We start from the raw sequence: 21729 nt of genomic DNA, 5'->3' as shown, positions 1-21729 counted from the left end.
CGGTGATCAGATCCGGCCTGCGCCGGCTCCCGCGTTCACCACCGCGGGCACCTGGGCGGTCGGCGTCACCGGCCCGGCCCGCAGCACCGGCGTCCAGCCGGCGTCCGTGCCCAGGTCCGGGTCGTGCGTCGCGTTGTACTCCGCCAGCAGGCTGACCGGCTCGACCCGCCCGGTGCCGACCTGGGTCAGCGTCCCGATCTCGGTCATCGCCGTGCCGCCCCAGTCGTAGACGAAGTCGTCCAGGGCGAGACCGGCGCTGCGCAGCAGGAAGTTGTTCTCCGCGTAGATCGCCGAGTACACCCCGACGCCCCACGAGTACGAGTACGCGTCCTCGTCGGTCAGGTAGTAGTAGTTGTTGTAGACGTCCACCTGCCCGAACCGGACCCGCGGCACCCGCTGCCCGACGTTGGCGAACTTGTTGTGGTGCAGGGTGACCCGCAGCTTGCCCACGTCCGCGCCGACCGTGTTGGTCGAGCCGATCAGCATCGTCTTGTCGTGTTCCTGAAACACGTTCCACGAGATCGTCACGTAGTCCGACGCCCGGATCACGTCCAGTGCCCCGTCGTGCACCTGGTACGGCCGCCCGAAGTAGCGCGGCTGCGCCGAGTCCACGTTGTTCCCGTCGCTGAACGTGTTGTGGTCGGCCCACACGTGGGTCGCACCGGTCAGCGTGACCAGGTCGTACGCGGAGTTCCAGTTGCCCGCCGACCCGTCGGTCGGGTCCCACGCCGGGAAGCAGTCCGCGGCGTCCTCCAGCCGGAGGTTGCGCACGATCACGTTGTCCACGTTCTGGACCAACAGGTTCGCGCCGACCAGCCGGGCGTTCGGCAGCCCGTAGATGGTGGTGTTCGACCCGACCCGGAAGTTGATCCGGGCGGCCTGGTTGCGCTGGGACCGGACCCGGGCCTCTTCGAGCGGACCGGTGGGCCGGGTCGCGCGTCCCCACACCGCCGGGTCGTAGGCGGCCAGGTAGGCGTCCAGGCTGTATCCGGGGTCGGCGTAGTCGTCGCAGGTCAGCGGCGCGCCGGTGTCGTCCTCGTTGGCCCGGATCGTGCCGGCGACGAGCACGATGCGCGGGGTGGGGTCGGTGCCGCCGGCCAGCGCGGCGGCCAGTTCGGCGCGGTTGCGCACGACGAAGACATGCGCGTCGTCGGCCGCAGCCCCACCGGTGGTCCCGGTGGTGGCGGCCGCCCAGCCGTCGTTCGGCGCGAGCACCTGCCGGGCGCCGGCAGGCGCCGCGTCCGGCAACGCGACGGACGCTGAACTCAGAGGTGCGGAGGCGGCGGAGGCGGGGACGGTGGCGACGCCGGCGAGGAGGAGGCCGATCGTCGCGGCGAGAGCGGTTCGGGTGGCCATGGCGTTACGCCACCGGTTCCAGGTGCATCCACACGAAGACCAGCGGCTCGTCACTCCGCTTGATCAGGTGGTGGTCCTCGCCGGGTTCGAACATCACGGCCTCGCCGGCGGTGAACTTGTCCACCTCCGTGCCGTCGATCTCGATGACGCCGCTGCCCTGCACGATCACGAAGATCTCGGGCACGGTGTGCACGTGCCGGCCCGGCTCGTCGTGGGTGCGGAAGTTCGGTTCGGCGTACACCCGGAATCCGCCCTTCTGGACGGTGTGGCCGGGCAGGACGCTGGTGAAGGTCGGGCCACGATGGTGGTCCGCGAATTCAGCGATGCTCAGTTTGCGCATGGTGTCACTCCTTTCTGTCGGTAAAGGCCACCCGGTGCGGATCGACCGCCCAGGTGACGCCGGTCTCGGACGGCAGGAGGCCGGTGGCGGCCACCTTCCGGACGAGCTCGTCGATGCCGTCGACGACGTGGCCGCCGCCGTCCGGGTGCGGGCGCAGCGCGCTCCGCGGGATCGTCGCCGGCGGCGGACCGGCCACGATGGCCTCGGCCACGGCGGTGAAGGTCCGGGTCCGTTCCAGCGGGGCGATCAGCGGTACGCCCGGGTCGCTCCGATGATCGAGAAGGTTCTCCAGCAGTCCCCTGCGCCCGGGGACGTGCCGGGCCCCGGTGTCGCCCGGCAGCCGGACCCGGTCGGTCGGATATTCCAGGACCGCCTCGCCCACCTGGATCTCCCCGGCGATGAAGATCTCCGACGCCAGCGTCACCCCCACCGTGATCCGCTCACCGTCCGCGCCGGTGAGCCGCAGGAAGGTGGTGTCGTCGGTCTCGATCGCCCGGGACCGGTACCGCTCCAGTTCCAGCAGCGCCGGGGCGAACTTCCCGGCGACGACCAGCGACTGCATCAGCGCGTGCGCGAACGGGTTGACCAGCGCGCCGTCCAGGACCGGCCGGTCGGCGATCGCGCGGCGCCCGGCCCACGGCGCCCGCAGGTAATAGCTGTCCGGCCGCCACCAGGCCCCGCGCACCGCGATCGGGCCGGCCGGGGCGGCGCCGCAGAACTCGGCGAGCGCCGCCGAGCCCAGCGCCTGGAAGCCGACCTGGCACAGCCGCCCGGTCGCGGTGACGGCCGCCGCCAGCCGGTCGTGTTCCGCCGCCGACATCACCGGCGGCTTCTCCAGCAGCAGATCGGCACCGGAGTCGAGCACGTCGAGGGCGATCGCCAGGTGGGTGTGCGGCGGTGTGCAGACCACGACGACATCGGGGCGGGCGTCCGCCAGCAGTTCGGTGTGGCTGGTGTAGAACGGGACGCCGGGCAGCGGCGCGTCCGGGTGCGGCTCGACCGGCTGCCGGTCGCAGAGCCCGGTCACCGTCACCCGGCCGGCGTCGGACAGCCGTTGCAGGGTGCGCCGGTGCCACAGACCGTGCCCGCCCGCGCCGATCAGCGCCACCCGCACGCTCATGAGGAGAGACTCCGGATGGTCGCCTCCGCACCGTGCTTCTCCAGGTCGGTGTACCGGCGGATCAGCTCCCGGCGCAGCTCCTCGTCGGCGGCGAGCGCAGGCGGGAACACCTGGGTCAGGCCGAGCAGCGCGTCCACGACCCCGGCCGGGGTGTCCGGCGCGGCGTCGAGCGCGGCCCGGATCTCCTCGGCCAGCGGGTCGTCCAGCGGCAGGCTGGCGCCGCTGTCCGCGTACCCCCGCGCAAAGCGCATCCACGCGGCCAGGACCAGGATCCCCCAGCCGGGGAGGGCACCGGCCCGCCGCCGGTCGGCGACCGAGCCGAGCAGGCGGTGCGGCAGCTTCTGGCTGCCGTCCATCGCCACCTGGATGTTGCGGTGCCCGAGCTCGCGGTTGGCGAAGCGGGCCAGGGCCGAGTCGCCGTACTCGACGACGCTCACGCCCGGCGGGGGTGTCACGGTCGGCGCGATGTCCTCGGCGATGAACCGGCGCAGCACGCCGGTCATGCCGGGCAGCTCCAGCGAGTCGGCGATCAGCTCGCGCCCGGCCAGGGCACCGAGGTACGCGCAGGCCGAGTGCACGGCGTTGAGGGCGCGCAGCTTGAGCATCTCCCAGGGGGTCACGTCGTCGGTGAGCACCGCGCCGGCCGCCGCCCAGTCCGGCCGCCCGCCGGGGAACCGGTCCTCGATCACCCACTGGGTGAACGGCTCGGCCACCACCGGCACCGCGTCGTCGGCGCCGAGCGCGAGCGCCGCCCGCCGCCGGTGGTCGGCGCTGGTGGCCGGCACGATCCGGTCGACCATGGTGGCCGGGAACGCGACATCCGCGGGCAGTTCGGCGCCGGCCACGGCCAGGGCCTGGGTGACCAGGCCCTGGATCCGCGGGCCGTTGCCCATCAGGTTGTCGCAGCAGAGCACGGTGAGCGGTCCGCCGCCGGTCTGCCGCCTGCGCAGCAGCCCCCGGACGAGCAGCGCCGGCACGGATGTGGGCGGTGCCGCCCCGGTCAGCTGGGCCCGCAGGTCGTCGTCGAGCAGCAGGCGCCCGTCGTGGTCGAGCCGGTACGCCTTCTCGGTCACGGTCATCGTGACGATCCGGATGCCCGGGTCGGCTATGGCCGCGACCACGCCGTACGGGTCGCCGGCCGCGTGCCCGAGCCCGGACAGGATCCCGATGGTCCGGGCCTGGTCCTCCGCACCGCCGACGGTGAGCACGCTGTAGAGGCGGTCCTGCTCCCGCAGCTGGTCGAGGATGGTCCTCGATCGCGGAGCCACCCCGACGATCCCCCAGTCCCCGCCGGACGCGGCGACCGCGTCCTCGGTGTAGACGGCCTGGTGGGCGCGGTGGAAGGCGCCGAGTCCGAGGTGGACGACGCCGGGCCGGACGTCGCCGGGCCGCACGGTGGGGCGGCTCCCCGACGGCAGCGAGGCGAGCGCGCTGCGGCCGAGGCGGTAGGTCACCGCCATGCCGGGCCGTCCGGGAAGCGGAACTCGGCGATCGACTCCGGCTTCATCTCCACGCTGTAGCCGGGCTTCGCCGGGAGCCGGTAACGGCCCTCGACGACCGTCACCGGGTCGGTGAAGTGCTCGTGCAGATGATCGACGTACTCGATCATGCGGCCTTCCAGCGACCGGCCGGCCCGCAGGTAGTCGAAGATCGCGAGGTGCTGCACGTACTCGCAGAGGCCGACCCCGCCGGCGTGCGGGCAGACCGGCACACCGAACTTGGCGGCCAGCAGCAGGATCGCCAGCACCTCGTTGACGCCGCCGACCCGGCAGGCGTCCACCTGGCAGACCTGGATCGCGCCGGCCTGCAGCAGCTGTTTGAAGATCACCCGGTTGGCGGCGACCTCGCCGGTGGCGACCCGGACCGGGTTCACCGCGCGGGCGATCCGGGCGTGCCCGAGCACGTCGTCGGCGTGGGTCGGCTCCTCGATCCAGTACGGGTCGAACGGCGTGAGCCGCTCCATCGCCGCGATCGCCTCGTCCACGTCCCACACCTGGTTGGCGTCCATCATCAGCCAGGCGCCCTCGGGCAGTTCCTCGCGGATGATGCGAGCGCGGCGCACGTCGTCCTCGAGCGGCCCGCCCACCTTCATCTTCACCGCGGTCCACCCCTCGGCGACGGCCTGCCGGGTCAGCTCGCGCACCTTGGCGTCCGGATATCCCAGCCAGCCGACGCTGGTGGTGTACGCCGGGAAGCCGTTGCGCTCCAGCTCGGCGAGGCGGTCCGAATATCCCACCGCGCCCTTCTCCAGGAGCTCGCGGGCCTCCCCCGGGGTGAGCGCGTCGCTGATGTGGTGGAAGTCGATCGAGGCGACGATCTCGTCGGCGGAGAGTTCGGCGAGGTAGCGCCACATCGGCTTGCCGGCCAGCCGGGCCCGCAGGTCCCAGACCGCGTTGACCAGCGCGCCGGCCGCCATGTGGATGACGCCTTTCTCCGGGCCCAGCCAGCGCAGCTGCACGTCGGCGGTGATCGAGCGCCAGAAGGTGACCTGGTCGGCGGCGATCTCCTCGACGGTGCGCCCGGTCACGTGGTGTGCGAGGGCGTCGACGGCGGCGCAGGTGATCTCGTTGCCCCGGCCGTTGGTGAAGGTCAGGCCGGTGCCGGTCACCCCGGCGTCGGTGGTCACCTCGACGTACGTGGCCGAGTAGTCACCCTTGTTGATCGCGTCCGAGCCGTCGCCGGCGGCCGCGGTGGGGAAGCGCACGTCGTGCACCTCGACCCCGGTGATCCGGACCGTCATGGTTTCTTCTCCTCGAGCTTGAAGACCTGCTTGGGCAAGTGGTACGCCAGGTCGGCGATGGTCTCGGCGGCCTCGTCGAGCGGCAGCCGGCCCTCGGCGACGAGCCGGGCCAGGAAACCGGCGTCGACCCGCCGGGCCACGTCGTGCCGGGCCGGGATGGAGCAGAACGCCCGGGTGTCGTCGACGAAGCCGGAGGTGTTGTAGAAGCCGGCCGTCTCGGTGACCGTCTCGCGGAACCGGCGCAGCCCCTCCGGGCTGTCCAGGAACCACCACGGCGCGCCGAGGTAGAGCGAGGAGTACCCGCCGGCCAGCGGCGCCAGCTCCCGGGTGAACGTGGTCTCGTCCAGGGTGTAGAGCACCACGCGCAGCCGCGGGTCGTCACCGTAGAGGTCGAGCAACGGCCGCAGCGCCCGCACGTACTCCGTCGGCGAGGGGATGTCACCGCCGACGTCGCGGCCGTGCCGGGCGTGCAGGGCCCGGTTGTGGTTGCGGACCGAACCCGGGTGCAGCTGCATGACCAGGCCGTCGTCGAGGGACATCCGGGCGAACTCGACCAGCATGTGCGCCCGGAACAGCTCGGCATCACGCTCGTCGGTCCCGCCGCCGAGCGCCTTGCGGTAGAGCACCGCCGCCTCGGCGTCGTCCAGCGCCGCGGTGGCCGCGGTCGGGTGCCCGTGGTCCGAGCTGGTGGCGCCGGCCGCGATGAAGTCCTCGCGGCGGGCCCGCAACGCGGCCAGGAAGCCGGGGAACGTGCCGACGTCCTGCCCGGTCAGCTCGCCGAGGGTGGCCACCCGGTCCCGCCAGCCGGCCCATTCCAGGTCGACCAGGTTGTCCGGGCGGAACGTGGTGATCACTCGGCCGCCCGGGCCGCCCCAGCCGTCGGCGGCCAGCTTGGCGTGCGCGCCGAGGTCGTCGATCGGGCTCTCGGTGGTCGCCAGCACCTCGATGTTGAACCGGGTGAACAGCGCCCGCGGCCGGAACGCTGGCTCCGCGAGCCGGGCGCTGAGCTCCTCGTAGATCTCGTCGGCGGTGGCCGCGTTCAGCGGCTTGTCGATGCCGAAGACCTCGGCGAACACCTTCTCGGTCCAGAGCCGCGACGGGGTGCCGCGGAACAGGCGCCAATGGGCGGCGAGCAGCCGCCAGATCTGCCGGCCGTCGGTCTCCACCTCGGATCCGTCGATGCTCGGCACCCCGAGCCGGGCCGGTGGGACGCCCTGGCTGGCGAGCATCCGGGTCACGTAGTGGTCGGGCACCACGAACAGCCGGGCCGGGTCGGGGAACGGCCGGTCGTCGGCGAGCAGCGCCGGGTCGACGTGGCCGTGCGGGCTGATCAGAGGCAGGTCGCGGGCGTGCTGATAGAGCTCGCGGGCGATCTGCCGCTGGGTGGTCTCGGCGGGGAAGAGATGATCTTCTTCGGGCACCGGGGCTCCTAGCGGGGGTTGGACAGGTCGAGAAGGTCGGTGACGCGGACGGCCTCGCGGGTCGCCAGGGACTCGTTGCCGGCCAGGCCGGTGAGCAGGGCTCGTGCCCCGTCCACGGCGCCGGCCGAACGCCCCAACGGATCGACCGTAACCTCTGGGCGGATGAGATCGCTGAGCATCCGCACGTCCGCGCCGCCGTGCCCGCCGCGGCTGAGCCCCTCGACGTGCACCTCCCGGGGCGGCGCCCAGTACGGCCGTACCAGAAGGCGTTTGAAGCCCTGCTCGGCGGTGGACTCCGCACCCGGCTCGCCCTTGACGCCGGCGGCCGCGGCCGGGGCCACGTGGTCGCTCTCCACCACTTCCAGTTCCAGGCGGCCCTTGCTGCCGTTGACCATGACGCGGTAGCCCTCCCACGGCGCGTACGCCGTGAGGTGGTAGCTCATCGAGGCGCCCCGGGCGTACCGGACCAGCACCGCCATGTCGTCCTCGATGGTCACGCCACCGCCGAACACGTTCTGGTCGCGGTGGTAGCCGTCGTGCTGCTCGGCGTCCAGGTAGAGCTCGCGCAGCCCCGGCTCGTCGGCGAGCCGCAGCGCGAACGGGTCGCCCTCGGCCGCGGCGGCGCCGTGTGCGCGCTGATAGTCGCGGGCGTACCCGTGCCGGTGGCCCTGCTCGCCGTAGAAGAACAGCCGCCCGGCCGCGAACACCTGCTCGGGCTCGTCGTCGAGCCACCAGTTCACCAGGTCGAAGTGGTGGCTCGCCTTGTGCACCAGCAGGCCGCCGGAGTTGGCCTTGTCGCGGTGCCAGCGCCGGAAGTAGTCGGCGCCGTGGCGCACGTCGAGCAGCCACTCGAAGTGCACCGAGCCGACCTCGCCGATCTCGCCGTCGAGCAGGATCCGCTTCACCGCCTCGTGCAGCGGGTTGTAGCGGTAGTTGAAGGTCACCTTCACCGACCGCCCGGGTGCGCGGCGCTCGGCCTCCAGGATGCGCCGGCAGCCGGCCACGTCCACGGTCATCGGCTTCTCGGTGATGGCGTCGCAGCCGGCTTCCAGGGCCGCCGCGACGTACTGATCGTGATATCGGTCGACGGTCGTGACCAGGGCGACGTCCACCCGTTCGCGCTTCAGCATCTCGGTGAAGTCCGCGGCGTCGTAGACCGGGACGGGCGAGGCGCCGAGGGCGGCGAGACGGGCATTGTGGACGGCCGGTCGTGCCGGGTTCGTGTCGGCCAGGGCCACCAGCTCGGCCACATCGGCGTGATCGGTGGTGAGGGCCCGGAGGAACAGACCGGCCCGGGCGCCGGCGCCCACGAGGGCATACCGGCGGCGGGGTGACAACGACATTCCGTCGCCTCCATTCGGCAAACGTTTGCAACAGATTAGGGATCAGAGCGAGACGCAAGTCAATGGACAGTCCAGGTATGTCCATTTTTATCCGCAGTAGGCAATCCGCAGGCAACAAGATCGATATCGAAGGGCGTTGACACGGCAGCAACCGTTTGCATTAATGGCTCCACCGGAGAGATCCGGGTCACATCCGCAAGTCAGGGAGGCACCGTGGCCGTGACGATCCGGGACGTCGCAAGGGCGTCCGGAGTGCACATCTCCACGGTGTCGCGCACCTTCTCGGCGCCGCACCTGGTCAACCCCGAGACCCGGTCCCGGGTGCTGGCCACCGCGGAGCAGCTCGGTTACCGCCCCAACCGGGCGGCCCGGGCATTGATCACCGGACGCACCCACAACATCGGCCTGATCGTGGCCGACATCGCCAACCCCTTCTTCCCGCCCTTGATCAAGGCGGCCGAGACCCACGCCCGGCGGCGCGACTACCACGTCTTCGTCGCCGACACCGACGAGGACCCGATCGTCGAGTTCGACCTGGTCCAGGCCCTGGCCAAGCAGGTCGACGGGATTCTGCTCTGCAGCCCGCGGATGAGTGACGACCAGATAGAACAACTGCGCCGCGAGGTGCCGCTGGTCGTCGTCAACCGCATGATCACCGGCTTGCCGGCCGTGGTCATGGATGTGGGGCACGGCGCCCGCCAGGCCATCCTGCACCTGCTCGACCTGGGCCACCGGCACCTGGTCTACCTGGGCGGCCCGCGTGGCTCGTGGACCAACCGGGAGATCCGCCGGGCCGCGGGAGCCACCGCACGCGCGGCCGGCGCGGATCTGACCGTCCTCGGCCCGCACCAGCCGGTCGAGGAGGCCGGCGCCGCGGCCGCCGAGGCGGTTCTCGCCACCGGCGCCACCGCGGTGCTGGCCTACAACGACCTGATGGCCATCGGCCTGCTCCAGGCGTTGCAGGACCGCGACATCGCGGTGCCCGGGCAGGTCAGCGTCGTCGGCATCGACGACATCGCGTACAGCAATCTGGTCCGCCCGAAGCTCACCACCGTGGCGAACCCGACTGCCACGGCCGGGCGCGCCGCCGTCGACATGCTGCTGCAGCAGGGCGACGACGGGGCCACCGGCCAGATCACCCTCCGGACCGACTTGATCATTCGCAACTCCACCGGCCCCGGGCCGTACACCCCGGCCGCCGCGACCACCGCTGAGGTAGCCGCAACCGTCAAGGAGTGACGACAAGCATGACCGCACCCATGTCCTTTCCCCGCCCCACCCGACGCCGCCTGCTGAGCGGCCTCGTCGCCGGCATGCTCGCCCTTCCCCTGGCGCTCGGCGCCTGTGGTGACGGCGAGGAGGCCGGCGGCGACGACGGCAAGGTCGAGCTGAGCTTCTTCTGGTGGGGTGGCGAGGCCCGCGCCGAGCTCACCGAGAAGGCGCTCGACCTCTACACCGCGAAGAACCCGAACGTCACGTTCAAGAAGACCTGGCAGGCCAACCAGGGCTACTTCGACAAGCTCGCCACGCTGACCGCCGGCGACGACGCGCCGGACATCTTCCAGATCGACGACAACTTCCTCTCCGAGTACGCGACGCGCAACGTCACGCTCGACCTGACGGAGTACCAGAACTCCGGCAAGCTCGACCTGACCAAGTTCCCCGAGGGCCTGTGGAAGTACGGCGTCGTAGACGGCAAGCTGGCCGGCATGGCCATGGGCGAGAACACGCAGGGCCTGGTCTACAACAAGACCAAGCTGGAGGCCGCCAAGCAGCCGCTGCCGACCACCGGGATGACCTGGGAAGAGCACATCAACTGGGCGAAGGCCGCGGGCCCGGCCGCCAAGGTCGCCGGCACCATGGACCCCAGCGCCGACTACAAGGCCTTCTGGGTCTGGCTGCGCCAGAACGGCAAGGACCTGTACGCGAACGGCCAGCTCGGTTTCACCAAGGAGGACGCGCAGGCCTGGTTCGAGCTGTGGAAGGGCGCCCGCGACGCCAAGGCCACGCCGACCGCCGACATCATCCACGAGGGCAACGCCACCGACATCACCAAGCAGCTGGTGGTGACCAACAAGGCGCTCACCTCCTGGGTGTGGGCCAACCAGATGCCCGAGCTGCAGAAGAACACCAAGGACGAGCTGGGCGTCGTGGCGTACCCGGGCGACCCGAGCGCCCAGTGGCCGCGCGCCTCGATGTACCTGTCGGTGTTCCGTGGCACCGAGCACAAGGACATCGCGGTGGACGTGCTCAACTTCCTGGCGAACGACCCGGAGGCCGGCGCGATCCTCGGCACCGACCGTGGCCTGCCGTCCAACCTGGACATCCGTAAGTCGGTCGCTGCCTCCACCGACAACCCGTCGATGAAGCAGTCGATCGCGTTCGAGGACGAGATGCAGGCGAAGTTCGGTCCGGCGCCGACCGTGCCGCCGAAGGGCCACAGCACGGTCCGCTCCGAGCTCATCAAGGCCGCGGAGGAGGCCCAGTACGGCCGCGCCACCCCGGCCGAGGCCGCCGAGCAGTTCCTCGCCGCCAGCCAGGCCGCGATCAGCCGGTGAGTCCAGTGGCCGTCACCACCACCCGGCCCTCCCCGAATCGGCCGCCGGCCGGTCCCGCCGCCTCCGGGCGGCGGGGCCGGCCCCGCCGGCGCAACGAGAACGACGGGATCGCCGGTTACGTCTTCCTCTCCCCCTGGCTGCTCGGATTCGCGGCGATCACCGCGATCCCGATGCTGATGTCGCTCTACCTGAGCTTCACCAACTACGACGTCCTGAGCGACTGGGAGTCGATGGAGTGGATCGGGTTCGACAACTATCGCCAGATGTTCACCGAGGACCCGTCCTTCTGGCACGCGGTCCGGGTGACCCTCACGTTCGCGCTGGTGGCCACCCCGCTGAAGCTGGGCGCCGCGCTGGCTGTGGCGTTGTTGCTGAACCGCTCGTTCCGCGGCGCCGGGCTGTTCCGGGGCCTGTTCTACCTGCCGTCGCTGCTGGGCGGCAGCGTGGCCCTGGCCATCGTCTGGGTCAACATGTTCAACCGGGACGGCGCGTTCAACTCGTTCCTGGCCTGGTTCGGCATCGAGGGCAAGGCCTGGGTCAACGACCCCGACTTCGCGCTCGGCACGCTGATCCTGCTGGCGGTGTGGCAGTTCGGCGCCCCGATGGTGATCTTCCTGGCCGGCCTGAAGCAGGTGCCCACCGAGCTGTACGAGGCGGCCTCGGTGGACGGCGCGGGCCCGATCCGCAAGTTCTTCAGCGTCACGCTGCCGATCCTGTCTCCGGTGATCTTCTTCAACCTGGTGCTCGAGACCATCAACGGGTTCCAGGGCTTCACCTCGGCGTTCGTGCTCAGCAACGGCACCGGCGGGCCGGTGGACTCGACGCTGATGTACACGCTGCACCTCTACATCAAGGGCTTCACCGAGTACCAGATGGGCTACGCCTCCGCGATGGCCTGGGTCTTCCTGCTCACCATCGGCCTTCTCACGGTGGTCATCTTCCGTACCGGCAAGTTCTGGGTGCACTACTCGGACGGAGACGACTGATGGCCCTGCGCAGGTTGTCGCGGCCTCTCGTGCTGCTCCTGCTGACCGCGATCGTGCTGTACCCGCTGGTCTGGATGCTCGGCAGCTCGTTCAAGGCGCCGCAGGAGGTCCTGAACAACATGTCGGTGTTCCCGGAGGTGTTCACCCCGGGCAACTTCACCGACGGCTGGTCCTACTTCGACGTGCCGTTCGGGCGGTTCTTCCTGAACAGCGCGCTGGTCGCGGGACTCACCGTGGTCGCCAACTGCATCTCGTGCCTGCTCGCCGCGTACGCCTTCGCCCGTCTGCGGTTCAAGCTGCGCGGCTTCTGGTTCGCCATCATGATCGGCACGCTGCTGCTCCCCGGCCACGTGCTGATCGTGCCGCAGTTCGTGATGTTCAAGACCTTCGGCTGGGTCGGCGGCGACTTCCCGTACCTGCCGCTGCTCGTCCCGCAGCTGCTGGCCACCGAGGCGTTCTTCATCTTCCTGATGGTCCAGTTCATGCGCGGCGTGCCGCGCGAGCTGGACGACGCCGCGAAGATCGACGGGTGTACGGCCTTCGGCGTGTTCCGCCACGTCATCCTGCCGCTGAGCCGGCCGGCCCTGGTCTCCACCGCTATCTTCTCGTTCATCTGGACCTGGAACGACTTCTTCCGCCAGCTGATCTTCTTGTCCGATCTGGAGAAGTACACCGCGCCGGTGGCCCTGACCATGTTCATCGACTCGTCCGGCCAGTCCGCGGTGGGCCCGATGTTCGCGATGTCGGTGCTCTCGCTGGCGCCGGTCTTCCTGTTCTTCGTGGCCTTCCAGCGGATGCTCGTCGAGGGCATCAACACGACGGGCCTGAAGGGATGACCGTGGCGGCCGAGCCGAACTGGCCACGCGAGGAGGCGCCGGCCGTCCGCCACGACTGGCGGGAACGGCTCGCGCTGGCCGCCGACCTCGCGCTGATCGGCGTGCTGGTCACCATCGCGGCGCTGCCGGTGCTCACCGCGCCGGCGGCGCTGGCCGCCGGGTCGGTCGCGGTCCGTCATCGCTGTCGCGAGGGAGACCTGGCGCCGGTACGGCCGTTGCTGCGCCTGTACCGCCGCCACCTTCTGCCCGGGATCCCGGTGCTGCTGGTCGCGGTGGTGCTGCTGGTGGACCTGATGGCGATCAGCCGGGGCCTGGTCCCGGGCGGCCCGGTGCTGTTCACCGCCACCGCCGCGGTGACGGTCTGGCTCGGCGGCTTCGCCACGCTGACGGTCGTCGCGATCGGCCGCGACGCCGCCGGTTCGCTGCGCGACGCCGCCCGCTGGGCCTGGGGGCAGACGACCAGCCGGCCGTGGACGGCCGTCGCCCCCGCGCTCGCCGGGGTGATCGCGTTCTTCCTGGCGCTCACCGTGCCGGCCACGATCCCGCTGGTGATCGGCTTTCAGCTGTTCGCCGCCCACGTGATCACCGACCGGCTGGCGCCGGCGGCCCGATGAGAGCACGGCCGGCCCGGTGTCCGGGCCGGCCGCTCTCGTGGGCCTCGGTCACTCAGAGGCGCAGGTCGCTCCAGACGAGCCGGTGGTCCGAGGTCGGGTAACCGCCGACCGCCGACCACGCCGGGTCGTAGACCCCGGTGAGCCGGGACAGCGGATCCGCCCGGACCGGCCAGAACACACCGTTGCGCACCACCCGCAGACCCTTGCGCGGCAGCACATAGTCCGCCCGCAGGTTGCCCGGCGCCGTGTCGGCGAAGTCCGCCGTATCGTTGCGAGGGTCCCCCTCGTGCGCCAGGTTCGCCCCGCCCTGCAGCGTGGCCGCCTCGGCGCCACCGGCACTGGCCGGCGCGGTCCGCGCGTTGATGAGCGGGTGCTCGGTGAGCTGCCGGATCGCGTCGTCGTAGGAGTCGCCGTCGAACGGGTCCGCGTTCTGGTCGCCGGCGATCACGAACGCCGCCCCCGGCCGCAGGCCGCCGCGGCGCCCCCGGTCGTCATAGACGTAACGCGCCCGGCCCGGCGCCACGTAATCCGCCCAGAACCGGATCTCGTCGTGGTTGCGGCGCCCGTTGCGGTCCTCCGGCCCGTCGAAGGTGGGCGGCGTCGGGTGCGAGACCAGGAAGTGCACGGTCTCGCGGCCGACCTTGACCGGCACGTCCCAGTGGCTCTTCGACGACAGCCGCAGGACTGCCTGCTCCTCGGGTGAGTAGAAGTCGGTGGGCAGCAGGTTGCCCGGCATGTCCTTCCACTTGAAGAGCTGGAACGTGCGGACCGACGACCGGTCGATCGGGTACTTCGAGTAGACGACCATCCCGTACTGCCCGGGGAACCAGCCGAAGCCGAACGAGTCGTCGCCGTACCCCTGGTCGCCGGGTGTGGTGTCGGTGACCCCGTTGTTGTTCAGGTCGAAGCCGGTGGAGATCCCGGTGTTCGACGGCGCCACGTACCGGTACGGGTACCGCTGCGCCTTCGCCCCGTTCTGCGGCACGGCCAGGAAGTTCTCCGCGAACAGCCGCGCCGCTTCCGGGTCGAAGTCGAACTCGTTGATCAGCACGACGTCCGGCGCGGCCCGCTGGATCACCTCGGCGACGTTGCGCGCCTGCCGCCGGTACACGTCGTCGACCGCCGGGTTCGCCAGGTGCTCGCGGAGCAGCCCCTGGGCCGGCCGGTTCAGTGACAGGTTGTAGGTCGCGAACCGTACCTCATGGTGTCTGCCGCCGGCGCTCGCCGGCGCCGAACCGATCGTCGCTGCCAGTGCCGCCGCGCCGAGCGCGGCCGCGAGAATTCGCTTCATGATCTCTCCCTACTGGAGGGTCACCCGGCACGCAATGGTGTTCATCGAGGCTTCATCCGCCCCTGCGGTGCTCGAAGATCAGGTAAGTCTCGGTCCCGGCGATCAGCCGCGTCCCGCTGAGCCGCTCGGTGATCACCGACCGCAGGTCGTCCACGTCGGCGGCCGCCACGTGCAGCAGGAAGTCGTAGGAACCCGACACGAAGTACACGTCGCGGACGGCGGGGATGCCGGCCAGCGACTCGGCGAACTTTCCGATCGCGTCGCGCGCGTCCGACCGGATCCGCACCGCGATCATCGCCTGGATCGGCCGGCCGATCCAGGCCGGGTCGACGTCGGCGTGGAACCCGCGGATCGCGCCGATCTCGCGCAGCCGCCGCACCCGGGTCAGGCAGGTGGACGGTGCGATGCCGACCCGGTCGGCGAGGGCGTTGTTCGGCATCCGGCCGTCGGCGCGCAGCAGGCTGAGCAATTCCAGATCGACCTGGTCGAGCCCTCGAAGATCCTTCGGAAGATCCGTCATTCCGGCCGCCGCGACCGCACGATCTGCGCGCACGGCGTTACGAACAGAATGTCGTTCGCTCGTCTTGCCCGAATCCTGCACATCGTTTCACCCTATCGCCACAGACGACGCGGTCGAAAGGAAAGTCCCATGCGCATCGGTGTGCCGGCAGAGGTCAAGAACCACGAGTACCGGGTTGCCATCACCCCGGCCGGCGTGGTCGAGGCGGTGCGCCACGGTCACGAGGTGGTCGTGCAGGCCGGCGCCGGAACCGGCTCGGCGATCACCGACGAGGACTACGTGGCGGCCGGCGCCCGGATCCTCGGCGGCGCCGACGCGGTGTGGGACGCGGCCGACATGATCCTCAAGGTCAAGGAGCCGATCGCCGAGGAGTACCACCGCCTCCGCGCCGGCCAGGTGCTGTTCACCTATCTGCACCTCGCCGCCGACATCGAGGGCACCAAGGCCCTGCTCGGCAGCGGGACGACCGCGATCGCGTACGAGACGGTGCAGCTCGCGGACGGTTCGCTGCCGCTGCTGGCCCCGATGTCCGAGGTCGCCGGCCGGCTGGCCCCGCAGGTCGGCGCGTACAGCCTGATGCGCAACAGCGGCGGACGCGGCGTGCTGCCGGGCGGCGTGCCCGGCGTGGCGCCGGCCCGGGTGACCGTGATCGGCGGCGGCGTGTCCGGCGTCAACGCCGCGACGATCGCCCTCGGCCTCGGCGCCGACGTCACCGTCCTCGACCTCAGCCTGCCCCGCCTGCGGCAGATCGACGCCCAGTTCAACGGGCGGGTCAAGACGCTGGTCTCGAACGCGTACACCATCGAGCAGTCGGCCCTGGAGGCCGACATGGTGATCGGCGCCGTGCTGGTGCCCGGTGCGAAGGCGCCCACCCTGGTCAGCAACGACCTGGTGAAGCGGATGAAGCCCGGCTCGGTGCTGGTCGACATCGCCATCGATCAGGGCGGGTGCTTCGAGGACTCGCGGCCCACCACGCACCAGGATCCGGTGTACCGCGTGCACGAGTCGGTCTTCTACTGCGTCGCCAACATGCCCGGCGCGGTGCCCAACACCTCGACGTACGCCCTCACCAACGCCACCCTGCCGTACGCGCTGCGGCTGGCCGACCTCGGCTGGCGCGACGCGCTGCACGCCGACCCGGCCCTGGCGCTCGGCCTCAACACGCACGCCGGCACCCTCACCAACGACTCGGTCGGCACCGCCCTCGGCCTCCCCACCGAGCCCATCACCACCGTCCTGGCCTGACCCCAGCTCCGTCAGCCAGCCGCCAGTGTGTGAACTTCGGGTGCGATACGCACCCGAAGTTCACACACTGAGCTCACGCAGGGATCAAGCCTGACCGCCCGGAGTGGGCCGTCCCCGCCAAAACCGCTCCGCTCGCGAGCTCAGCCCCGGCGGAACGTCTGGTTCGCGCCGCCGTGACAATCCCACTGAAGCAGCTTCGCCCCGTCGTTCGGGTTCCACGCGTCGATGTCGATGCACCGGCCGGACTGCGGGTTGCGCAGCGTGCCGTTGCTCTGGTGGACCCACTGCTGCGCCGCGTTGCCGCTGCAGCCGGCCAGCTGGATGATCGCGCCGTTGGCGGTGGAGCCCCAGGCCACGTCCACGCACTTGTTGTTCTGGCTCTGCAGCGTCCCGCCGGTGAAGGTGAACTTCTGGGCGTTGGTGTTGTTGCAGGTCCACATCTGCAGCTGGACGCCGTCGGCGAAGTTGGCGTTCGGCACGTCGATGCACTTGTTGCTCAGACCGCTGATCAGCGAGGTCGCCCCGGTGCCCGGGTTGCCGGGGTTGGTGGGCCCGCCGCCGCCGGTGAACGGCGAGAGGATGATGCCGGCCGAGCGCGGGTCACCGTCGTGGACCAGCGACTCGAAGGCGCCGACGTCGTCGAAGGCGAACGCGTACGCCTTGCCGTCCGCCATGTTCTGGTGGATCACCTTGCCGTACACGTTGGTCGGGTTGCTCTTGTAGAAGTCGTTGGCGTTGAGGCTCGGCTGGGTGTCGATGGTGCCGAGCGTGCCCCGGTTGAGGGCGGCGCACAGCGTCCGCGAGATGGGGCCGACCACCTGGTCGTTGGGGGCCGGCAGGTCACCGTCGCAGCCCCAGACGCTGGCCGACGACGGCCGGTTGAACGAGGCCACCCGGTTGCCCGCCGCGTCGGTGAAGTTCATGACGGTGCCCGTGGTCCGGCCGAAGTACCGCACGTCGGGCCGGTCGCCGAAGGGCACCACGGTCAGGGTCTTGGTGGTGTAGGCGTTCCATGCCGAGGCGATGTACGGGTCGAGGTAGTTCGCGCTCATCAGACCGGCGCCGGCCGCCTTGCCGGGAGCGAGGACCCGCAGCACCGTGCCGTCGGAACGGGTGCGGACCGTGTTCTGCCAGCCCGCCGTGGTGCGCAGCGTGTTGATGACGTTGTCCCGCCCGTTGGCGACCACGTCGCCGGTGCGCTTGGTCTGACCGCTCGCGCCGGTGACGGTGACCGCGTGCGGGATGGCGAACATGTCGACCTGCGAGCTGTTCAGCCACAGACCGGCGTCGTTGTAGGTGAACTCGCTCCAGTCGAACAGGATGTTGGCGTTCGCGTCGCCGGCCGCCCACGGCGCGGGCTGGACCAGGCCGTCGGGGGTGAGGAAGAACTTGAGTTTCTCGCCCAGGGACATGTAGACGCGGCCGGAGAAGCCGCGCGGGAAGTTGAGCTGGGTGCTGCCGCCGTTGCCGGCGCCGGGGATGGACACGTCGGGGGCGGGCACCGGTGGGTTCGCGCCGCCGCTCCACGCGGTGAAGGTGCCTGCCTGGTTGACGTACCCGAGGCGGCCGGAGGAGAGCTGGACACCGATGACGTACAGGTGGACTGCTTCGCCACGGCCGGAGTTGTTGGTGACGGTGACCGGCAGGATGGCCGGGCCGACGGCCTGTGCCGTCGGCGGGGAGACCGCGACCGCGACCGGGATGGTCATGGCCAGCGCGGCGAGGGTGCGCAGGAAACGCACGAGGGATACCTCTTTCCGCTAGTGAGGACGCTGAGAGAGCGCTCTCACACGGTCGTACTTGTTAACAACGTTTGTCAATAGATGCTCCCCCGCGTGTGAAGTTCGGGCTCGGATCGAGCCCGAACTTCACACACGGGTCTTTTCTGTTAGGAAAGCTTGCTTTATATTTCTGTCACAGCCATCAATCGATGTTCATCGTTGGAGGAGTGACATGCGCAAGTTGATCGCCACGTTAGCCGTCGCCCTCTTGGGCGCCGCCGGCTCGCTCCTGGTGGCCTCTCCCGCCTCCGCACACGGATACGTCTCCAATCCGCCGAGCCGGCAGGCTCTCTGCGCGCAGAACCGGGTCGCCTGCGGTCAGATCAAGTACGAGCCGCAGAGCGTCGAGGGCCCGAAGAACCTGCGCAACTGTCACGGCAACAACGCCCAGTTCGCCGAGCTCAACGACGACAGCAAGGGCTGGCCGGCCACGAACGTCGGCACCTCGCTGACGTTGACCTGGATCAACACCGCCCGGCACGCCACCGCCGGCTGGGAGTACTTCATCGGCGGCACCCGGGTGGCGTCGTTCAGCGGCAACAACCAGCAGCCGCCCGCCACCCTGTCGCACACGATCAACCTGAGCGGCTTCTCCGGCCGGCAGAAGATCCTCGCCATCTGGACCATCTCCGACACCGCGAACGCCTTCTACTCCTGCATCGACGTGAACGTCGGCGGCAGCGGTGGCGGCCCGACCAACCCGCCGCCGCCGACCGGCTGCTCCGGGACCGCGGCGTGGAGCTCCAGCGCGGTCTACGTGAACGGCAACACCGTGTCGCACAACGGCCGGATCTACCGGGCCAAGTGGTGGACGCAGGGCGAGACGCCCGGCGCCGCCGACGTCTGGGCCGACCAGGGCGCCTGCTCCTCGGCCATGGGCACCACCCTCGCCGCCGCCAAGGCCGGCTGACCCCCAAGCCGGCGTGGGGACTTCAGGCTCGATACGAGCCCGAAGTCCCCACGCAGGAATCTGCCGCTCAGAAGGCGGCGAGGACGGAGCCCTGGTACTTGTCCTCGATGAACTTCTTCACCTCGGCGGAGTGCAGCAGCTTCTCCAGCTTGACCACCCGGGCGTCGGCCTCGTCGCCGGAGCGCACCACGACCAGGTTCGCGTACGGGTTGTCCGCACCCTTCTCCAGCGCCAGCGAGTCGGCCGCCGGCTTGAGCCCGGTCTCGATCGCGTAATTCCCGTTGATCACCGAGATCGCGGTGTCCTCCAGGCTCCGCGGCAGCTGGGCCGCGTCGAGCGCCTTGATGTCGAGGTTCTTCGGGTTGGTCGCGATGTCCGCGGTGGTCGCCTTGACGCCGACGCCGTCCTTCAGCGTGATCAGGCCGTTGGTGGCGAGCAGGTTCAGCGCCCGGCCCGAGTTCGACGGGTCGTTCGGGATGCCCACGACGCCACCGGCCGGCACGTCGGCGATGTTCTTGACCGTCTTGGAGTAGACGCCGAGCGGCTCGATGTGCACCGGCGCCAAGGCCTTGAACTTGTAGCCCTTCGACGCGACCTCTTCCTCCAGGTACGGGATGTGCTGGAAGTAGTTGGCGTCGAGCTGCTTCTCCTGCAGCGCGACGTTCGGCTGGATGTAGTCGTCGAACTCGACGATCTCCAGCTTCAGGCCCTCGGCGGCGGCCAGGTTGTCCGACACGTACTTGAGGATCTCCCCGTGCGGGACCGGGCTGACCCCGACCTTGAGGGTGTCCGAGGCCGACGACGACTCGTCGGAGGAGCCGCACGCGGCCAGCCCCAGGACGAGGGTGGCGCAGGCCAGAACAGCGGCGAGTGAGCGGCGGCGCATGATCGCTGAACCTTTCATTTCGATGGGAGAGGTGGGAATACTGACGGACGGGCGGGACAGTCGGGGTGGGCGGCGGCTACCGGTGCGAGAGCCGGCGGGCGAGCAGGTCGCCCGCCATCTGGATGAGCTGGACGAGGATCACCAGCAGGACCACGGTGGCGAGCATGACCTTGCCCTCGAACCGCTGGTACCCGTAGATCACGGCGAGCGCGCCGAGGCCCCCGCCTCCGACGGTGCCGGCCATGGCGGAGTAGCCGACGATCGCGATCACGGTGACCGTGAATCCGGCGATCAGGCCCGGTCGTGCCTCCCGCAGCAGCACCTTGCCGACGATCTCGCGGCGACTGGCGCCCATCGCGGTGGCGGCGCCGAGCACGTCGGACGGCACCTCCCGCAGCGCGGTCTCGACGATGCGGGCGAAGAACGGGATGGCGCCGACGGTGAGCGGCACGATCGCCGCGTCGGTACCGATGCTGGTGCCCACGACGAGCCGGGTGAACGGGATGATCGCGACCATCAGGATCAGGTACGGGATCGAGCGGCCGATGTTCACGATCACGCCGAGGACCCGGTTGACCGGCGCGAACGGCATCAGGCCGCCGGCCTCGGTGAGCACGAACAGGACCCCGATCGGCAGGCCGCCGAGCGCGGTCAGCAACGACGCCACACCGACCATCCAGAGCGTCTCCTGCAGTCCGGGGCCGAGCAGCTCGAGAACTTCGGACCAGGTCACTGCGCCGCCCCCACCTGTGCACCGCGCTCGCGCAAGAAGTCGAGCGCCTTGTCGTTGTCGCCGGCGGCGCCGGGCAGCGCCAGCCGCCAGCGCCCGGCACGGGTGGTGGCCAGAGTCTCCACCGAGCCGCCGAGGATGCGCACGTCGATGTCGAACCGCCGGGCCAGCTCGGTGATGATGGGCGAGTCGGCGTCGTCGCCGCTGACCGTGACGTCCACGACCGTGGCGTCCGGGACGGCCACCGGCGCGTCCAGCGGGAACAGGTCGCGGGCCAGCTCCGAGCCGGGGGTGCGCAGCAGCTCGGCGACCGGGCCGGACTCGACGAGCCGGCCGTCCCGCATCACCGCGGCCGACGTGCAGATCCGCTTCACCACGGTCATCTCGTGGGTGATCAGCAGGATGGTGAGCCCGAGCCGCTTGTTCAGGTCGAGCAGCAGCCGCAGGATCGACTCGGTGGTCTCCGGGTCCAGCGCCGAGGTCGCCTCGTCGGAGAGCAGCACCTTCGGCCGGGCGGCGAGCGCCCGGGCGATGCCCACCCGCTGCTTCTGGCCGCCGGAGAGCTGAGCGGGGTACGCATCCGCGCGATCCGTCAGCCCGACGAGGTCGAGCAGCTCCTCGACCCGGGCCCGGCGCGCGGCCCGCGGGGTGCCGGTGACCTCCAGCGCGAACGCCACGTTGCCGGCGACGGTCCGCGACGACAGCAGAGCGAAGTGCTGGTGGATCATCCCGATCCCGTGCCGGGCCAGGCGCAGCTGCTTGCGGCCCAGCGACGTCAGCTCGACCCCGCCGACGGTCACCGTTCCGGCGTCCGGGCGCTCCAGCATGTTGACGCAGCGCAGCAGGGTGCTCTTGCCCGCGCCGCTGCGCCCCAGGACGCCGTAGACCTCGCCCTCGCCGACGGTCAGGTCGACACCGTCGACGGCCTGGACGGCGCCCTTGCGCGAGCGGTACGTCTTACGAAGACCGCTGATTTCGATCACGTGAACACCCTGGTAGCCGACTGTGACGAGCGTCGCAATGCCTACTCAAAAGATAGGCTTTGCATCGGG

At 70.5% G+C, this 21729-nt stretch carries 20 protein-coding genes; 7 read left to right on the top strand and 13 right to left on the bottom strand.

Features of this window, described 5'->3' with window-relative positions; translation table 11 throughout:
- Positions 1-6: 6 nt before the first annotated feature.
- From AC0NH5_RS07635 to AC0NH5_RS07605, 7 genes are read right to left on the bottom strand one after another with little or no spacing between them, the layout of a single operon-like run.
- Positions 7-1356: a pectate lyase family protein gene (locus AC0NH5_RS07635; protein WP_474401308.1), complete on the bottom strand. Its 1350-nt coding sequence runs from the start codon at positions 1354-1356 to the stop codon at positions 7-9.
- Between the two features lie 4 nt (positions 1357-1360).
- Positions 1361-1696: a cupin domain-containing protein gene (locus tag AC0NH5_RS07630; RefSeq protein WP_474401306.1), complete on the bottom strand. Its 336-nt coding sequence runs from the start codon at positions 1694-1696 to the stop codon at positions 1361-1363.
- A gap of 4 nt (positions 1697-1700) precedes the next feature.
- Positions 1701-2816 (bottom strand): Gfo/Idh/MocA family protein, encoded by a 1116-nt coding sequence (locus AC0NH5_RS07625; RefSeq protein ID WP_474401305.1) that lies wholly within the window; start codon positions 2814-2816, stop codon positions 1701-1703.
- Complete coding sequence (locus tag AC0NH5_RS07620) at positions 2813-4276, bottom strand: mannitol dehydrogenase family protein (protein WP_474401303.1); 1464 nt, start codon at positions 4274-4276, stop codon at positions 2813-2815. Before AC0NH5_RS07620 ends, AC0NH5_RS07625 begins: the two co-directional genes overlap by 4 nt.
- Entirely contained in the window at positions 4267-5556 is a 1290-nt protein-coding gene (locus AC0NH5_RS07615; RefSeq protein WP_474401301.1) for an enolase C-terminal domain-like protein, read from the bottom strand. The genes AC0NH5_RS07620 and AC0NH5_RS07615 overlap by 10 nt, the downstream gene beginning before the upstream one ends.
- Positions 5553-6977 carry a glucuronate isomerase gene (gene uxaC, locus AC0NH5_RS07610; RefSeq protein WP_474401300.1) on the bottom strand — a complete coding sequence of 475 codons (1425 nt, stop codon included), beginning with the start codon at positions 6975-6977 and terminating at the stop codon, positions 5553-5555. Before uxaC ends, AC0NH5_RS07615 begins: the two co-directional genes overlap by 4 nt.
- An 8-nt stretch (positions 6978-6985) precedes the next feature.
- A complete protein-coding gene (locus tag AC0NH5_RS07605) occupies positions 6986-8320 on the bottom strand; it encodes a Gfo/Idh/MocA family protein (protein ID WP_474401298.1) in 1335 nt (444 codons plus the stop codon).
- A 213-nt stretch (positions 8321-8533) separates the two neighbouring features.
- Here AC0NH5_RS07605 and AC0NH5_RS07600 point away from each other — a divergent pair, with 213 nt between their 5' ends.
- Genes AC0NH5_RS07600 through AC0NH5_RS07580 form a run of 5 tightly spaced genes read left to right on the top strand, consistent with a single transcriptional unit; the run spans position 8534 to position 13314 of the window.
- Positions 8534-9559, top strand: a complete 1026-nt coding sequence (locus AC0NH5_RS07600) for a LacI family DNA-binding transcriptional regulator (RefSeq protein ID WP_474401296.1) — start codon at positions 8534-8536, stop codon at positions 9557-9559.
- Between the two features lie 8 nt (positions 9560-9567).
- Entirely contained in the window at positions 9568-10878 is a 1311-nt protein-coding gene (locus AC0NH5_RS07595; RefSeq protein ID WP_474401295.1) for an ABC transporter substrate-binding protein, read from the top strand.
- A complete protein-coding gene (locus tag AC0NH5_RS07590; protein WP_474401293.1) occupies positions 10875-11864 on the top strand; it encodes a carbohydrate ABC transporter permease in 990 nt (329 codons plus the stop codon). Before AC0NH5_RS07595 ends, AC0NH5_RS07590 begins: the two co-directional genes overlap by 4 nt.
- On the top strand, positions 11864-12700 hold the full coding sequence (locus AC0NH5_RS07585; RefSeq protein WP_474401291.1) for a carbohydrate ABC transporter permease: 837 nt from the start codon (positions 11864-11866) through the stop codon (positions 12698-12700). Before AC0NH5_RS07590 ends, AC0NH5_RS07585 begins: the two co-directional genes overlap by 1 nt.
- 2 nt (positions 12701-12702) lie before the next feature.
- Positions 12703-13314, top strand: a complete 612-nt coding sequence (locus tag AC0NH5_RS07580) for a hypothetical protein (RefSeq protein ID WP_474401289.1) — start codon at positions 12703-12705, stop codon at positions 13312-13314.
- Positions 13315-13366: 52 nt separating this feature from the next.
- Here the strand turns inward: AC0NH5_RS07580 and AC0NH5_RS07575 are convergent, their stop codons facing one another.
- On the bottom strand, positions 13367-14605 hold the full coding sequence (locus tag AC0NH5_RS07575) for an endonuclease/exonuclease/phosphatase family protein (protein WP_474401287.1): 1239 nt from the start codon (positions 14603-14605) through the stop codon (positions 13367-13369).
- Between the two features lie 52 nt (positions 14606-14657).
- Positions 14658-15125, bottom strand: a complete 468-nt coding sequence (locus tag AC0NH5_RS07570) for an Lrp/AsnC family transcriptional regulator (RefSeq protein ID WP_474401285.1) — start codon at positions 15123-15125, stop codon at positions 14658-14660.
- A 129-nt stretch (positions 15126-15254) separates the two neighbouring features.
- Between AC0NH5_RS07570 and ald the strand changes: the two genes are divergently transcribed.
- Positions 15255-16370, top strand: a complete 1116-nt coding sequence (gene ald / locus AC0NH5_RS07565; protein ID WP_474401283.1) for an alanine dehydrogenase — start codon at positions 15255-15257, stop codon at positions 16368-16370.
- 140 nt (positions 16371-16510) lie between these two features.
- Here the strand turns inward: ald and AC0NH5_RS07560 are convergent, their stop codons facing one another.
- Positions 16511-18079: a beta-1,3-glucanase family protein gene (locus AC0NH5_RS07560; protein ID WP_474401404.1), complete on the bottom strand. Its 1569-nt coding sequence runs from the start codon at positions 18077-18079 to the stop codon at positions 16511-16513.
- 244 nt (positions 18080-18323) lie between these two features.
- On the opposite strand from AC0NH5_RS07560, the gene AC0NH5_RS07555 reads away from it, so the two are divergent.
- Entirely contained in the window at positions 18324-19061 is a 738-nt protein-coding gene (locus AC0NH5_RS07555) for a lytic polysaccharide monooxygenase (RefSeq protein ID WP_474401281.1), read from the top strand.
- A 67-nt stretch (positions 19062-19128) separates the two neighbouring features.
- On the opposite strand, the gene AC0NH5_RS07550 is transcribed toward AC0NH5_RS07555, so the two are convergent.
- The 3 genes from AC0NH5_RS07550 to AC0NH5_RS07540 form a co-directional block, all read right to left on the bottom strand.
- The gene (locus AC0NH5_RS07550; RefSeq protein ID WP_474401279.1) at positions 19129-19947 is read right to left on the bottom strand and encodes a MetQ/NlpA family ABC transporter substrate-binding protein; all 819 of its coding nucleotides are present in this window, start codon (positions 19945-19947) and stop codon (positions 19129-19131) included.
- A gap of 76 nt (positions 19948-20023) precedes the next feature.
- Positions 20024-20680 carry a methionine ABC transporter permease gene (locus AC0NH5_RS07545; RefSeq protein ID WP_474401277.1) on the bottom strand — a complete coding sequence of 219 codons (657 nt, stop codon included), beginning with the start codon at positions 20678-20680 and terminating at the stop codon, positions 20024-20026.
- Positions 20677-21660, bottom strand: coding sequence for a methionine ABC transporter ATP-binding protein (locus AC0NH5_RS07540; RefSeq protein ID WP_474401275.1), 984 nt, complete (start codon positions 21658-21660; stop codon positions 20677-20679). The genes AC0NH5_RS07545 and AC0NH5_RS07540 overlap by 4 nt, the downstream gene beginning before the upstream one ends.
- Positions 21661-21729: the final 69 nt, after the last annotated feature.

It is taken from the genome of Actinoplanes sp. 13, from assembly GCF_056134165.1.
Note: the sequence above shows the minus strand (reverse complement) of the source record. Positions and strands in the feature narration are given on the sequence as shown.

What these genes read in the sequence shown, in the direction of transcription:
- AC0NH5_RS07635 (WP_474401308.1), bottom strand. Translation starts at nt 1,356, where the DNA reads ATGGCCACCCGAACCGCTCTCGCCGCGACGATCGGCCTCCTCCTCGCC.
- AC0NH5_RS07630 (WP_474401306.1), bottom strand. Translation starts at nt 1,696, where the DNA reads ATGCGCAAACTGAGCATCGCTGAATTCGCGGACCACCATCGTGGCCCG.
- AC0NH5_RS07625 (WP_474401305.1), bottom strand. Translation starts at nt 2,816, where the DNA reads ATGAGCGTGCGGGTGGCGCTGATCGGCGCGGGCGGGCACGGTCTGTGG.
- AC0NH5_RS07620 (WP_474401303.1), bottom strand. Translation starts at nt 4,276, where the DNA reads ATGGCGGTGACCTACCGCCTCGGCCGCAGCGCGCTCGCCTCGCTGCCG.
- AC0NH5_RS07615 (WP_474401301.1), bottom strand. Translation starts at nt 5,556, where the DNA reads ATGACGGTCCGGATCACCGGGGTCGAGGTGCACGACGTGCGCTTCCCC.
- AC0NH5_RS07605 (WP_474401298.1), bottom strand. Translation starts at nt 8,320, where the DNA reads ATGTCGTTGTCACCCCGCCGCCGGTATGCCCTCGTGGGCGCCGGCGCC.
- AC0NH5_RS07595 (WP_474401295.1), top strand. Translation starts at nt 9,568, where the DNA reads ATGACCGCACCCATGTCCTTTCCCCGCCCCACCCGACGCCGCCTGCTG.
- AC0NH5_RS07585 (WP_474401291.1), top strand. Translation starts at nt 11,864, where the DNA reads ATGGCCCTGCGCAGGTTGTCGCGGCCTCTCGTGCTGCTCCTGCTGACC.
- AC0NH5_RS07575 (WP_474401287.1), bottom strand. Translation starts at nt 14,605, where the DNA reads ATGAAGCGAATTCTCGCGGCCGCGCTCGGCGCGGCGGCACTGGCAGCG.
- AC0NH5_RS07570 (WP_474401285.1), bottom strand. Translation starts at nt 15,125, where the DNA reads ATGACGGATCTTCCGAAGGATCTTCGAGGGCTCGACCAGGTCGATCTG.
- ald (WP_474401283.1), top strand. Translation starts at nt 15,255, where the DNA reads ATGCGCATCGGTGTGCCGGCAGAGGTCAAGAACCACGAGTACCGGGTT.
- AC0NH5_RS07560 (WP_474401404.1), bottom strand. Translation starts at nt 18,079, where the DNA reads ATGACCATCCCGGTCGCGGTCGCGGTCTCCCCGCCGACGGCACAGGCC.
- AC0NH5_RS07555 (WP_474401281.1), top strand. Translation starts at nt 18,324, where the DNA reads ATGCGCAAGTTGATCGCCACGTTAGCCGTCGCCCTCTTGGGCGCCGCC.
- AC0NH5_RS07550 (WP_474401279.1), bottom strand. Translation starts at nt 19,947, where the DNA reads ATGCGCCGCCGCTCACTCGCCGCTGTTCTGGCCTGCGCCACCCTCGTC.